Genomic DNA, 14,935 nt, shown 5'->3' on the forward strand with positions numbered 1-14,935 from the left:
TACTGTTGCACAATATTAACATAATCGGCTGATATGTTTAACAAATACACATATATGTTAAACTACCATTTTTAAGCCTTATCCCTTATCCTTAAAATTTACTATTAAACAAAAAAGCCTACGCACAAAACGTAGGCTTCTTACAACATCATCTTATTGGACAAACGCCACCTTTACATTCTCCGATGACATCCGCATCGTCCTCTTCTTCCATTCTCACTTCCCCAAGCATTTCCCAAGGTTTTGCGGTTATTTTTGTTTTCTTTTTCTCATACTCTTCTTTCGTAATAGCTTCCAATGGCATTTGAGGATACGTATTGGAGTCATGTGGTAGAAGAGAGGTAGATTTTAGTACTTGTGTAGATTGTTCGAGTACTGCTGCGATTTCTGCAATAGTATTTTCTTCTCTGCCCTCTTCTTTATTAAAGGTGAGTGTCGCAGAGACTGCGTTATCCGACCAGTAAGACTGCAGCAATGCTTGCACTGCTGCTTGCTCCGCTAGTGGAACATCATTTTCCGCTTGGAATCTTGGATGTTCAGCGGTAGGTGCTTTTGTTGGAAATTCAACGACAAGGGTATGTTGATCAATTTTAGGACTGCCGTCTTTTTGGAAACCTGAGATCACGGGTTCCACATAATATCCGCAATCGATCAAAGCTGGAATCAGCGGTGAATTTGCTGAAAATCGCACCCGGCGAATCATATATTTCGACCAGTGCCAATGCATACCAGGGCTAACACCCATGAGTAGGGACATTGAACCGGAAGGTTTCACTGTTGTTAGTTTGATAGATGGTTTTGCTTCTAATTCCTCCGCATGAGTCAAGTTGGTTTCTTTGACTGCTTGGTACAGTCTATCCAATGCTGCTTCCACATCTTCATTGAAAATAGGCTGATGTTGTTCGTCAAATCCGAGCACTGCTCGATCTCCAAACTTCATCAGTACCCAATCGGCGATACCTGTTACTCCAACTCCTAATCGACGATGTTTTTCGATGATATTTCTCGTCACTTCCCATTCATAGTTTCGGAAAGTGATGCGGTATGCGTATCGAGTAGCCAACCAACTTGCTTCATTATACAGGTTACTGTCTTCTTTTCCCGCATCGATCAATTCATGTATTTTGGGTAAGTTGATCTCAAATAAATTGCATGGTGAGGCATTTGGTAATGTAATTTCACCACAAGGGTTAAATCCTTCGACTTCTCCATCGATATTTTCTTGCAGTCCTTCGGCAATTCTTCCATGGTGCTTGGAAAGCTCAATATTGACGATCCCTGGTTCCCCATTGTAGTAAATATTTTTCGCCATTTCTTCTAAATCTGCTGGTGTGACATCTTCGTCAATCGCAACACTGTTGTTGCTCGCCCAACGCCATTGACTTGCCTCTTGATTTTTCTCTAGGCTGTAGTTTTTTGATTCAATAAAGTCCTTGTCTTCTTTGTCCCCAATCAAGATAAGAGCAGTCCGGCGGACATTGCCAGCAACGACACAACAACCGATATTTTGAATGATGTCTCCCCACTCTACAGAAGGAACTTGCTCTCCCACTCTTTTATTGAGAATTTCATTTACTTTTCCCAGCATTTGCACGAGAGGTGCAGGGCCACTAGCGACACCGCCAAAGCCTTTTATTTCGGAACCACGAGGGCGAACTTCTGAGATGTCTATAACAAGATACTTATTTTCTTCAATAAAATGAGAATCAATTACCAATTGGAGTGCTTCTGCCCATCCTTCTCGACTGTCTTTTACTCGATAAATCGAAGCATCATCTTTGGCAACCACAGGAGCTACTCCTAAAGCATTGAGTTCCCCAAAATAATCGTCATGGTTTGGATCACTGATAAAATAAAGGGAAATCTCATTTTTTACTTTTGGCATCCTATTTGTATTTTTCCGTTGCAAATTTACGCCAACGCCTCCACCTTTCATCGCTTGATCAAATGTAAAGACGGCAGGCATGGAAGGCAGTAGCTCATCAATGGAGCCGATTGCTGGTTTAATCTTACTGACTCCATATTTTTGTGGACGCATGGAGATGAACCAACAATTGTTTTCTGCATCCCCTATTTTCTCTGCATAAGCCGTTCCAGACATCCATAGTCCGCGTCCTGGTGGTGTTAACACAAGATTAAACATCAGATGGTAAAATCGTTCCATCTCTTCTCGTAAGTTCGCTTCTTTCCCATAGTCCCATTTACCAATCTCTTTAAGACGCTTCTCTTCCAGTGAAAAGTTACCTTCGGTTACTCTCTTTACCGTTTCCCACCAAGCTTCTTGTGTCCCATCTGCTTTTTTTCGGGAATATGTGCGTAAGTAAACCATATATCCGAGACCTTCAAAGCCCCATTTTGGATTTTTGCCTATATATTGCTCTAAAAAATTATCGGATAAGTGCATTTGTCTCATTTCCTTTTCTCTCTAATTTATGGATAGGTATCGATATCGATATGTTTTAAGTTTGGATGCAGGTTATGACTGCTGATAATCAATATGTAGCCCTATTAGAGTATAACTCATACTATATATTGAGAAAAGGGGGTAAACGGAAGTGAAAAGAATCTAATTTTTCGTGCAATAATGGAACAATAGAGAAGTACTTCCTGCTTTCATTTTGTTAGTATCAATCGAAAAATCTTCCTTTATTCCTTGAAAAAATCAAAAAAGAAACCGTTTTCCTCTATTTTCTGAAAAGGTTTCTTTTACTTTCTTATAACGTTCTCCATTTACCCTGCCAACAAGACAGCAACTAGGAAAATGATTTGCAAGATTGTGCGAACCACGATTTTAGGAGTCGGTTGTCCAGCTATCGTCAATCCTTCCCGCGCTGCTTTTATATTTGCAGGAAACATTGCGACTAGCATAATTGCTAATCCCAACGAAGCGTATACAGACGTTTGGGGGATAACGATACCAATAGCCCCTATGATCTCTAACCATCCTGTAACAGTTACCAATAAATCAGGACTTGGAAAAGAACTCGGTACCATTCGAATTAAATCTTCCCGACGTTTTCCCCAGTGAGCAGACGCTGTGAGTAAAAACATCATCGCTACTGCCCCCTGTAAAGGAGTATGCCATTCATCAAAATAAGAAACTCCTGCAAATCCAATCAAACGAAAAAAGACAAATGAAGCAAGTAACGCAACCAAAGGTGCCATATTCGTTCCTCCTCATCATATTATTTTTTTATTAGCTGTTGGTTGATGAACGAAATAAAGTCTGAAACCCCAAATGATGCTTCTACATTAGGGATAGCAGAACGTAATCGAATCCCATAAGATATCAAAACAAACATTTCGGCTGTTTTTTTAATATCGAGCTCTTTGGGAATAACACCATGGATTTGACCTTGTTCAATCCAAGCTTTGGAGTAAGAATAGGATTGATCATAAAAACGGGTGAGCACTTCTCCCACAACTGGTTGATCTGATTTACTGAGAAGATACATCCATACTTGATTGGTGATATCATTTTTATCTTCTAACTCCCATAAACTATCAGCTATTTGCTTCATAGGCTGTTCAAAGTTTGGATTTTTAGCCACTTGTTGCATAAATCTTTCGTTGACTTGTTCTAAGCGATCTTGCAAAACCCAAGTAAACAGTTCGTCTTTGCTTTTGATATAGTGAAAAATGGCTCCTTTGGATAAACCGGAAGTGTTGACGATATCAGCCATTGTAATTGCTTCGCATCCCTTTGATTGAATGAGGGATATTACCGTATCGAGTAATAATTTTTTGGTTTGAAAACGACGTTCTTCTTGTTTCATGTTTTACCTCCATACCTGATAATTTTATTATATATACCGGACGTTGGTTTGTAAATGGTTTTAAAAAACCTAGGTTATTATTTTCCTAGGTTGTGTTTCGGGACTCCTGAGTGGCACTTGCGCACCACTCAGGATCGGAATCATGCAGGCGTCAGCCTGCGTTCAACGGCTTGACCGTCAGCGTGGCTCCCACACGACCAGTGAAGCTGCGCTGGCCGCTCTCATCGACTAGTACTACAGGGCCGCCAGACGTGAGTGTGAAGCGGTTGTTTTCTTTGTCCTCCACTCCACAAAACGTGAGATTGCCTCCGTTCTTTCCGGAGCGAAGCGGAATGGGGATGCCATCCGCCAAAAACTCCATATCAGAGCTGACAGTCAACTGATGGACACAAGTTTCTCTGGCGTTCTCAGTCATGATTCCCTTTTGAGTAAAGGTTGATGTACACCTTCTGTGGCATTATAACATAAAGCATTGGAATTCGATCCAAAAATATAAATCTTCTTTGTAATGTTTATATGAAATCCAATAATTTTAAAATAAGCATCTCATCATAATACAAATTGTTTCACAAAATACGCTGGGTTTAACGCTTCACCTGTCGCCCCTTTGATCAATCCACGCCAATCGGTGCGATCCCCTGGTTGGAATACTTTTTGAATAAAGAACTGTCCTGTTTGCTCTGTAAAGATTTCCGATGAAACATGCTCTTGAATATAATAATGCATTTGTGAGGCCATCAATTCCCCTAACAAATAGTTTTGATAATAAACTGGTGCGATCGTGAAGTGAATTTTTGCTGCCCAATGTGGGTAATCTTGATTCTTTGGAGGCTCTACTCCTTGAATATCTTTCACCAGTTTCCACCATAATGCATTTAAGTCTTGATCTGGATTCCGATATAACTCTCTTTCAAAAAAGACAAATGTAATAATCCACCGAGCCATGATTAGCATTTTTCGTTGCTGCATTTTGTGTTGCAGAGGCATCCAGGATATAAGCTCCTCTTTGGATAAGCCCATAAATTTATGTAACCATTCTTCTTCTTTTGCCATTCTCCCAAAAAACATGGCGACAGCTTCTGTTGTAAAAATATGTGAATGAGTACGCAGGGCAAATGGCAGATCACGATCTACGTATTTATCATAGACAGCATGCCCAAATTCATGAAGCATCGTCTCCAGCCAATATTGATTCGATTGAATATTGCACAGTACCCTTACATCACCTTGACGATCTATATCTAAGCAAAACGCATGTTGATTTTTATTTGGCCGTTCATATAGATCACTTTTTGCTAGTAAATCACGAATTTCCATACCGAGCGAAGAAAAAGTATCAATTGTAAGCTGTTCGATATTTTTTCCTTTTAAATAGGGAGTTAAATCTGTTCCTGGAATGGACGGAGCCTCTTGGAAAAACGGATCATGATAGTGCCATGGATATAACACTTTATCCGTAATACCATATTGGTTTCTCAACTCGTCATCCAACTCTGTCTTAACGCGTTTAAATGGTTCATCAGTTTGACGGACAAGGTCTTCAAAAACGGAAAAAACTTCCTCTAAGTTTAATTCTGCTAACTCAAATGACATTTCATAGTGGTCTTTGTAACCAAGTGATTGAGCTGCTTTGTTTCGCAGTTTTACCAATTGAAGTAACCCAGTTTCTACTTCTTTTCCGATCTGCTTACTCGCATGCCATATTTTTTCTCGTTGTTCCATATCTGTGCTTGTCAGGAGCGTTTCTCGAATGATATTTTCGGTTACTTCTTTTCCATCCACTTTCGCCCGGAATGTATTAAATTGATTACTCAAAGTAGAGGAAAGCTGCACCAACTCATGAATAATTTCTGAAGAAAGCTGGTTGGAGAATGCATCTTGATACAGACGCTCTACTTGTCTCGCCTCTAAGCTATCTTTTTTGACTTCTTGTCGCAGTGCTTTCAGCTTTTCAAAACGTTCTTTGTCAGAGACATATTGACGGTACGCTTTTTCCGCTTCCATCTCCGCTTTTTGCCATTTTTCTTCTCCTGTCGTATTCACATTCCACATTGCTTCACTTAAAGTCCCTAGCATGGAACTCAACTTTTTATTTTCATCACGAAGAAAAAGATCCATTTGAGGTTCCCCCTATTTATCATCCCTAAATCAATCAATGAAAATACTTTTATTTTGCCAATCTTTTTTTGATCTTTAAATATCTCTTTATCTCATTCATAATCAGGAAAAGCGTAGCTCTCATATTAAATTCTTCTTCTGTACTAGGCAGCGGCAATTTACGATACTCTTGTGTCATTTCCATTAGCTGTTCTAGATAAATATCTGCGGTATTTCCCGGGTGAACCCCTTCTGCCAATTGATCTAAAAAATCTGCTAGTTTTTCACCTTGATCTGAGTAGGGGTGGAAAGAAACCAAATGAGGAATCAAATGATCGATGAGATCGAATTGTTTATCTCTCATTTGAAAGTAACGATAAAACTTCAACTCCTCATCATCAAAACGATTTTCTACATTGTGTACGGATCGTTCTTTTGCTTCTTTTAATAGTCTATTTGTCTCGACGATCTCCATTCCACTCCAATCATGATCTCCTTCACGTAGATATCGAGCCATCTCATGGAAAATAATCCGAAAATTTTCTTCAATTTTTTGTTGATACCTGCGCAGCTCTTGGTCTGCGCTAGGCATAAATAAATTCAGCAACAAACCAACCGTAATCCCGATTATCATCAGAGCGAGTTCATTAATGACAAGTTGCCAAGTAATATGCTTCATTACATATAAATGAAAGATAAACACGGAACTTGCAATAACACTCTCTTTAGCTTTAAAACGGATCATCAATGGAATACTGATGAGCAAGATAACGATAATTGCCCATGGGTTATAGCCTAAAACAGTAAATATGGCGGCTGCCACACTCAAACCGATCAAGCAAGCTAAAAAACGCTGCCATGCAATCTCGTATGATTTTTTTCTCGTTCGTTGGATGCACAGCATAGTAACGGTACCAGCGGATGCGTAAAAAGTAAGCTGAAATGCTTGGGCAATCGCAATGGATATACCCGCTCCAATAGCTGTTTTTAGGATTCTAGAACCAATTTTCACTATGTGTCACCTTCGATTGCTGTATCGAGTAGAATTTATGTTTTATGTTGCATGATAATAGAACCATAGAATACCAATTACCAAAAAGAGCAGGGATACCCCGCCCAAAATCGGAGGTAAATATTTCATTCCAATTCCCTCACTTTAATTCTACTACAGTAACTCCAAGACCGCCTTCACTGTATTCTCCATTTCGAAACGCAGCAACTCGACGGTGTTTCGCGAGATAGGCATGGACTCCTTTACGGAGGGCTCCTGTGCCTTTTCCATGAATAAGATGTACTTGCTTAAATCCAGCAAGGATCGCATCATCTAAGTATTTTTCAATATCGACAAGTGCCTCTTCCACCAATTTTCCTCTAAGGTCTATTTCTGATTTTACAAAAGACCGACTGCGGACAGAAGTTATTGGCTTTGTAGCAGTTGCAGTTGATTTTAGTTTGGTAAGTCCTGAGCGATCTAATACCAACTTTAGAGAGCCAACTTGCACCCGGTATTGATCATCAGCCAGCACCTCGACAATCGTACCTTTTTGCCCAAAGCTCTTCGCCTTTACTTCATCTCCAACAATCAATTGTTCCTTTTCAGGAGCAAAGATTTCCGTCTGTGCTACTAAAGTAACGCCTGGATTAGCTTGTTGTAACCTGCTGCGTGCTTCTGTCAGCTTATGTTCTTTTACATCTTGCGGACGTTCTTTGGCCCATTGACGAAGCTCTGACAGCACTTCATCTGCTTCACGTGTTGCAATATTTACAATCGAGCGAGCTTCTTGTCTTGCCTTCTCTTGCAATTGAAACTTTTCTTCTTCCCATAATTGCCATTTCTCGCGTATTTCTTGATATAATCTCTCTGCATCTTCCCTGAGTGACAGGGCTTTTATGCCTTCTTCTTCTGCTTCTCGTTTCGCTTTAGCCAAAGAGGTAATTACTTCTTCTAGTCTGCTCTCTTCTTGCGATATCTCTTTTTTGGCTGCTTCGATAATTTCATCGGACAATCCTAACCGCTTTGCAATCGAAAAAGCATTGGACTCACCAGGTACCCCGACTTCTAACTTATAAGTCGGGCGAAGGGTTTCCACATCAAACTGCACACTTGCATTCACTGCTTTTGGATGGGTATGGGCAAATACTTTTAGTTCACTGTAATGAGTGGTAGCTACAATCGAACAACCAATTTGAAGCACATGATTTAAAATAGCTACTGCCATGGCAGCCCCTTCGGTTGGATCTGTACCAGCGCCAAGTTCATCGAATAAAACCAAACTACGCCCATCTATCTCGTGTAATATTCGAATAATTTTTGTCATGTGGCTAGAAAATGTACTCAAACTTTGCTCGATGCTCTGTTCATCGCCAATATCTGCATATACCCCACTGTATACAGGCATTACGGTTCCATCTAACGCAGGAATGGGAAATCCACTCTGCGTCATTAGCGCTAACAAACCAACGGTTTTTAATGTAACTGTCTTACCACCCGTATTGGGACCAGTAATGATAATGGCATGGGTTTCACTCCCTAATTCAAGATCGATAGGAACAGCTAATTCTCGATCGAGAAGAGGATGACGAGCTTCGTTTAGCTTAAGTGGCCCCTTTTGGGTTATCTTTGGAACAATGGCTCGCTCTACCCTTGCATACTCTGCTTTAGCAAATAAACCATCCAGTTCTCCTAAGATTGCTACATTTTCGGTTAATTCGTTGGTTACTTCTGCTACTAAGTTAGATAGAGCAGCTAAAATTTTATCTATCTCTCGAGATTCTTCTAATTCCCATGTTCGCAGTTGATTATTGAGAGCCACTATAGATTGAGGTTCGATATACAAGGTAGCACCGGATGCAGACTGATCATGAATAATACCAGCAAGAGAACCTCGATACTCTGCTTTGATCGGAATGACATATCGTTCATTTCGAATCGTAATTAATGATTCTTGGAGCATTTTTTGAATTCGGGAAGAACGAAGCATCTGCTGTAATGTTTCTTGTATCCGTTGTCTTCCTGTAATCAGCTTTTGTCGAATTGCTCGAAGCTCTTCGCTCGCTGTACTCTTTACTTCTAAATCTTCACTAATACATCGTTTTATTTCAGTTTCAAGATCATCCAAGCTAGCAATTTGCTCACAGTTCTTCCGCAAATAAGGGAGCGTTGCACTTTCTTCTGGAAGTTGACGCATTGCCGATTTTACTTGACGACCAGCGTGAATCGTTGTAGATACTGCCCAGCATTCTTCTATCAGCAAAATACTGTCTTTTGTTACGCGTTTTAACGCTACTCGAATATCTTCTAATCCATAAAGCGAGACTTCTCCTTTAAGACGTAAAAAATCCATCGCTTCCTGGGTAATTCGAAGTTGTTGTTCCACATGGAAATAATCAGAGGATGGCTTCATCGCTTCTATTACCTCTTGTCCAAGTGAAGTCATTGCTAAATTTTTAATCCTATTTTTTATCGTCGTATATTCCAATGTATTCCATGATGAATCTTCCACTTTCCTACACCTCCGTGCCAGCAAACATTTTTATTATAACACTATAGGAGTAAAAAACAGCAATGGATACAGACTAGAGATAGGGAGGTGTTATATTTTGCGCCATGTCATTCGCTTTATTGTGTCTGCAATCGTTTTAGGTGTGGTTGCCTTTTTGGTTCCCGGATTTCGAATTGCTGGTTTTGGCTCTGTATTGCTAGCTGCTTTAGCTATTATGGTAGTCGGCTGGTTGATCGAAAGCCTCACTGGACATAAAATAACTCCCTATGGCAGAGGAATTGTCGGATTTTTAGTGAGCGCAGCCATCTTATATGTGATTCAATTTATCGTGCCGGGATATCGGATTGGTTTCTTGTCTGCACTAATTGCATCGCTTTTGATCGGGATAATCGATATTTTTGTTCCTACTACAAGATCGAAAGCAGCCGAGTAGAAAAAGGGTTACTGGATTTCGTCCAGTAACCCTTTTTATTTACAGAATATGTGTTTTCCTATTTTTTTAATTTGCGGTCTGCTCCAAATCCATTTTGATGTCGCCGTATCTGGATTAAAGTAATAAGTCGCTCCACCTGAGGGGTCCCATCCATTGATAGCATCTGAAACTGCATTTCGAGCTGTACCATTGGGGGTTAACCAAATTTGACCATCTGCTACGGATGTAAAGGCAAGAGGTTCAAATATAATCCCTGAGACCGTATTGGGAAAGTTTGAGTCTTCTAACCGATTTAAGATAACAGCTGCAACTGCAACTTGTCCAGTATATGGTTCTCCCCGGGCTTCTCCATATACAGCTTGAGCGAGCAGTTTGAGGTCTTGAGCTGAAAATCCACTGGAAGACTGCACGGGTTTACTTGTGCTTGTAGTTCCGCTTGGCTTCCAAGCCTTCGTGGCTTGCCACAACTTTAACTTTGTCTTTGCCCCTACAAGTCCATCTGATTTCAAGCCAAACTTCCATTGAAACCATGTTACCGCATTTTTTGTTTTTACTCCAAAGGAACCATCTATTTTACCAGCATAGTATCCTAAATGCTTTAATCTTCCTTGTAATTCATAGACATCCCCGCCACTGGCGCCATAACGAAGCGTTGTTTTCCCAAAAGGCTTAGCTTCCACGACTTGATTACTGACCAAAAATGGTACAAATAAGATACAAATAAGGGTTACGACAACAACCCACTTCTTTCTCAACTGCCAAACACAACCTTTCTCTAGGTTGAAATCTAACAGTATTATTCCTCTTACGAATTTCCCTATACATCCATAATTTTGTGAAAAAAGTAAGATATATTATTTTTTAATATTGAATAATGGAAATATAATGTTTAAACTGAACTCGAGGTCTCGTGAGGGAAACTCCCTTCCGCCACCTCAGGAGCTCCAATGCCACTTGCCATCTCCCCAAATGGGTCAAGTGACCTGCCATTCGCAATCGTCGCGATTGTGCTGGGTGCAGTCTGTGTTCTTGTTTGTGGGATCAACAGGTTCCGCAACAGAAACAGAAGAGACGCGAAGCAGTGAGCTCTGCGCAGTCGGGACCCTTGGGACCCGGCTGCGCACCCAAAAAATTCATTTACATATAAAAAATCCACTCCGTTAAGAAGTGGATTTCAAAATTTTAAATTGATTCATCTTCAACCAAATGCATGAGCTCATCAAACTCTTGTTTTAGTCGCAAAAATTCATCAGCTATGTTACAAGCAGATAGAACAGCTAATTTGGTGGTGTCTAACCGTGGGTTCATCTCCGCAAGTTCTCGCATCTTGTTGTCCACAAGACTAGCCACCTCACGCATATGCGCAGGGTTTGCTTTGCTGACTATGGGGTAAGATTGACCATATATTTCGACAGACATTTTATTTTTGCTCATAGGACCACCACATTATTGTCTCAATTTTGCCCCAAATGTCTCCTCTAAATATGCCACTACTCCACTGTGTGCGTGTTGCACTTCATCATCTGTTAGCGTGCGATCATCAGATCGATAGACGAGATTAAAGGCAATACTCTTCTTACCATCCTCTACTTGTTCCCCCGTAAAGACATCAAATAAAGTCACTGTTTTGAGTAATTCTCCAGCAACAGCTCGAATCCCTGCTTCAATCTGACTCACTGGAACAGATTCTTCTACGATCAATGCCAAGTCTCGTGTTATCCCAGGATATCTTGGTATTGGCTGATAATTGAGTTCATCAAAGGACGCGTCTAGCAGCAGTTCTTGATCAAGTTGACATACTACCGTATCATCTAAATCATATTTTTTACTCAAAGCTGGATGAAGTTGACCTAATATCCCTATCACTTGATTATCACGTTTGATAATCGCGGTACGGCCTGGATGGAATCCTTCCACTTGAATTGCTTCATAATCCACATCAGTAATATGAAGACGTTCCAATAAAGTAGTAAGTACACCTTTTGCTGTAAAGAAATCTCCGCCTTTTTGAGCTGCGTTTGCCCAATTTGCCTGGTGATAGTTTCCCGTCAGCAAAAATGCAAGTTGAAAACGTTCCTCTGGAAGAGTATGTTGGTTATCTTCGCTAGCAAGATACACTTTTGCTAACTCAAAGATAGAAACATCTGTAACACCATGGTTTCGATTATGAGCTGCAACTTGCACCAATTGCGGTAGCAAATTAGTACGCAAAATTGCATGTTCATTACTCATTGGCATCGCAATCGGAATAGGAATATACGGAACTGTTAATGGGTACGCAATTTCTTGCTCTTGTGCTTCCGAAGTCAAACTATAGGTAATAACTTCATTCAAGCCAAGATCACGCAAAGTATGGCGAATTACTTGTCTTTTCTTCTGTTCCCATGTTCTTTCTCCAGGTTGCTGTTGTCCCCACAGTAAAGATGTAGGTATGCGATCATATCCATATAGACGAGCTACTTCTTCAATCAGATCCACTTCTAGATTTATATCAGGTCGACGAATTGGAACTCTTACAACATATACCCCTTCATCTGCGATTGCTGGAAACTGTAGACGTTCAAAGATATTTAAGACTTCTGATTGTTCCAACTGTACACCCATGACAGTAGTGAGACGATCATGTCGAAGTGTTAAGTCTATGGCATCCACTTCCCCAAAACCTTCTACTACCATCTCTGATGCTACTTCCCCATAAGCTATCTCACGCAAAAGTTGCACAGCACGGGCTAAAGCAGGCTGTACTCGTTCCGGATTCACACCGCGCTCAAATCGATGATTTGCCTCTGAACGAAGTCCGAGTTTACGAGAGGTTTTACGAACCACTTGTGGATCAAAATAAGCTGATTCCAATAAAATAGTAGAAGTCACAGAAGTTACTTCACTTGATTCCCCACCCATAATCCCCGCTAAACCTAAAATTTCATGACCATCTGTAATGAGTAACGTCTCATCGTCACAGGTACGAGTAACACCATCCAATGTCACCACTTGTTCCCCTTCGACTGCGCGACGCACAACAATCTGACCAGCCCGTACTTGTTCGTAATCAAAAGCATGTAAAGGTTGACCTGTTTCTATCATGACATAGTTGGTGATGTCTACAATATTATTGATTGGACGTATACCAGCTGTTATCAATCTATTTTGCATCCATTGTGGGGAAGGACCGATACGCAAGTTGTGAACAACTTGTGCAGAATAGATCGGACAATCTCCTTCACTTTGGATGGTAATGGTCAGGGGAGCGATTTGCTCAGGTGACTCCTCCACTTCCACTTCCGGTAAACGAAGCTCACGATCAAAAATAGCTGCTATTTCATAGGCTACACCGAACATACTTAAGCAATCGGATCGATTTGGAGTAAGTTGCAATTCGATCGCTTGATCATTCATACCCAGATATTGTTTGATATCTTGACCGATACGAGCATCTTTACCAAGAACTAAAATACCGTCTTGTTGTTCTTTCATCAAAACCTTATCTGGAAGACCTAATTCTTTTGCAGAACAGATCATACCGTTTGACTCGACACCGCGAAGTTTTGTTCTTTTTATTTTTATCTCCCCAGGCAGTGTTGCCCCCTCCAACGCTACAGGGACCAACTGACCAGCAGCAACATTTTTTGCTCCACATACAATTTGCAAAGGAGTAGCATGACCCACATGCACGGAACAAATATTCAATCGATCTGCCTCAGGATGAGGAGTACAGTTGAGTACTTTTCCCACTACAACACGGGATACACCTGCATCTCTTGTATAAATAACTTCCACTTCTATTCCTGTACGATTTAGCTCTTCCGCAATATCTTCAGGTGAAATCCCTTTTAAATCTACATATTCCGATAACCATTCATATGAAACTAACATGTTTTACCCTCCTTCTTAAACCGACTTAAATTGTTTAATAAAACGTAAATCATTTTGATAAAAATTGCGAATATCATCTATATCGTATTTTAAAATAGCGATTCGCTCTGCCCCGATACCAAAAGCGAATCCAGTATATTTTTCTGAATCATATCCTGCTTTCTCTAAAACAGTCGGGTGTACCATACCAGCACCAAGGATCTCGATCCAACCTTTTTCAGGATGGAAGATATCTACTTCGACACTAGGCTCTGTAAACGGGAAATAACTTGGACGTAGTCGAACTTCTGTCTCTTCTCCAAACAATTGGTGAATAAGGTGAAGAAGCACACCATGAAGTTCACTCATGGATACACCACTATCTACTACTAATCCCTCAATTTGTGTAAATTGATGAGAGTGAGTAGAATCATCATCATCCCGACGATATACTTTTCCTGGGCTAATAATCCGAACAGGAACTTCCCCTTTTTTATCGATCATCGATCTTACTTGTACAGCAGAAGTATGAGTTCGAAGCAGCGTTTCAGGTGAAATATAAAAAGAATCCTGCATATCACGGGCTGGATGATTCTTCGGCAAATTTAACATTTCAAAATTGAAATAATCCGTTTCTACTTCGGGTCCTTCGGCAATATGAAAACCCATACCGATAAAAATATCTTCCACTTGTTCAAGCACTGCATTGATCGGATGTAAAGATCCGATAGAAATAGCCTTACCAGGAAGCGTAACATCCACATTTTCATGTGCTAATTTCTCTGCCAATTTTGCTTCTTCCAGCTTTGATTCAGCTTCATCAATCAAAGTACTGAGAGTTGCACGTACATCATTTACTAATGCTCCGATAATAGGACGTTCTTCAGCTGATAACTTTCCCATGCCTCTTAAGACACCAGTAATTTCACCTTTTTTTCCAAGGTATTTTACTTTTACTTCTCTTAGCGTTTCCAGGTCTTGTGCATCCACAATTACCCCGGACGCTTCTTCTTGCAGTGCTAATAATCGATCACGCATCGCACGCTCCCCTTTAAAAAAGAAAAATCTCCCATCCCTAAGGGACGAGAGTTCGCGGTACCACCCTTGTTGAGGAGAAATATCTCCCCCACTTTTTGCTGATAACGGCAGCAGCTTGCCGGTCCCCCCTACTGAAGTTTCAAGGGGCAGCTCGAGAGTGAATAACACAAGTAGCGCTATGGAAAAGTTTCCAGTCAAGACTTTTCCTCCCTGTAATAGATACATTGTGCCCTGTC

The 14,935-nt window shown here is 40.6% G+C and carries 12 protein-coding genes and 1 other annotated feature (1 of these 13 running past the window's edge); of the genes, 1 reads left to right on the forward strand and 11 read right to left on the reverse strand.

Features of this window, described 5'->3' with window-relative positions; all coding sequences use genetic code 11:
• Nucleotides 1–148 precede the first annotated feature (148 nt).
• The 7 genes from nrdJ to AC5WOF_RS07805 form a co-directional block, all read right to left on the reverse strand.
• Nucleotides 149–2,413: a ribonucleoside-triphosphate reductase, adenosylcobalamin-dependent gene (gene nrdJ, locus AC5WOF_RS07775; protein ID WP_496049375.1), complete on the reverse strand. Its 2,265-nt coding sequence runs from the start codon at nt 2,411–2,413 to the stop codon at nt 149–151.
• Nucleotides 2,414–2,730: 317 nt separating this feature from the next.
• Nucleotides 2,731–3,165, reverse strand: coding sequence for a DoxX family protein (locus tag AC5WOF_RS07780; RefSeq protein WP_496049376.1), 435 nt, complete (start codon nt 3,163–3,165; stop codon nt 2,731–2,733).
• Nucleotides 3,166–3,185: 20 nt separating this feature from the next.
• The gene (locus tag AC5WOF_RS07785) at nt 3,186–3,776 is read right to left on the reverse strand and encodes a TetR/AcrR family transcriptional regulator (protein ID WP_496049377.1); all 591 of its coding nucleotides are present in this window, start codon (nt 3,774–3,776) and stop codon (nt 3,186–3,188) included.
• Nucleotides 3,777–3,927: 151 nt separating this feature from the next.
• The gene (locus tag AC5WOF_RS07790; protein WP_496049378.1) at nt 3,928–4,191 is read right to left on the reverse strand and encodes a hypothetical protein; all 264 of its coding nucleotides are present in this window, start codon (nt 4,189–4,191) and stop codon (nt 3,928–3,930) included.
• Between the two features lie 134 nt (nt 4,192–4,325).
• Nucleotides 4,326–5,894 (reverse strand): M2 family metallopeptidase, encoded by a 1,569-nt coding sequence (locus AC5WOF_RS07795; protein WP_496049379.1) that lies wholly within the window; start codon nt 5,892–5,894, stop codon nt 4,326–4,328.
• A 49-nt stretch (nt 5,895–5,943) separates the two neighbouring features.
• Nucleotides 5,944–6,885: an aromatic acid exporter family protein gene (locus AC5WOF_RS07800; RefSeq protein ID WP_496049380.1), complete on the reverse strand. Its 942-nt coding sequence runs from the start codon at nt 6,883–6,885 to the stop codon at nt 5,944–5,946.
• A 139-nt stretch (nt 6,886–7,024) separates the two neighbouring features.
• Nucleotides 7,025–9,376 carry an endonuclease MutS2 gene (locus AC5WOF_RS07805; RefSeq protein ID WP_496049381.1) on the reverse strand — a complete coding sequence of 784 codons (2,352 nt, stop codon included), beginning with the start codon at nt 9,374–9,376 and terminating at the stop codon, nt 7,025–7,027.
• A gap of 97 nt (nt 9,377–9,473) precedes the next feature.
• Between AC5WOF_RS07805 and AC5WOF_RS07810 the strand changes: the two genes are divergently transcribed.
• Nucleotides 9,474–9,809: a phage holin family protein gene (locus AC5WOF_RS07810; RefSeq protein WP_496049382.1), complete on the forward strand. Its 336-nt coding sequence runs from the start codon at nt 9,474–9,476 to the stop codon at nt 9,807–9,809.
• Between the two features lie 35 nt (nt 9,810–9,844).
• On the opposite strand, the gene sleB is transcribed toward AC5WOF_RS07810, so the two are convergent.
• The 4 genes from sleB to pheS all read right to left on the reverse strand — a co-directional run bounded on the left by sleB (nt 9,845) and on the right by pheS (nt 14,699).
• A complete protein-coding gene (sleB, locus tag AC5WOF_RS07815; RefSeq protein ID WP_496049383.1) occupies nt 9,845–10,564 on the reverse strand; it encodes a spore cortex-lytic enzyme in 720 nt (239 codons plus the stop codon).
• A gap of 427 nt (nt 10,565–10,991) precedes the next feature.
• Nucleotides 10,992–11,243, reverse strand: coding sequence for a cell division protein ZapA (gene zapA / locus AC5WOF_RS07820; RefSeq protein ID WP_240874653.1), 252 nt, complete (start codon nt 11,241–11,243; stop codon nt 10,992–10,994).
• Nucleotides 11,244–11,255: 12 nt separating this feature from the next.
• Nucleotides 11,256–13,682 carry a phenylalanine--tRNA ligase subunit beta gene (pheT, locus tag AC5WOF_RS07825; protein ID WP_496049384.1) on the reverse strand — a complete coding sequence of 809 codons (2,427 nt, stop codon included), beginning with the start codon at nt 13,680–13,682 and terminating at the stop codon, nt 11,256–11,258.
• A 15-nt stretch (nt 13,683–13,697) separates the two neighbouring features.
• Nucleotides 13,698–14,699 carry a phenylalanine--tRNA ligase subunit alpha gene (gene pheS, locus AC5WOF_RS07830; RefSeq protein WP_496049385.1) on the reverse strand — a complete coding sequence of 334 codons (1,002 nt, stop codon included), beginning with the start codon at nt 14,697–14,699 and terminating at the stop codon, nt 13,698–13,700.
• Nucleotides 14,700–14,736: 37 nt separating this feature from the next.
• Nucleotides 14,737–14,935, reverse strand: a binding site (T-box leader) (it continues 17 nt past the right edge of the window).

Source organism: Shimazuella sp. NTD250, assembly GCF_059510375.1.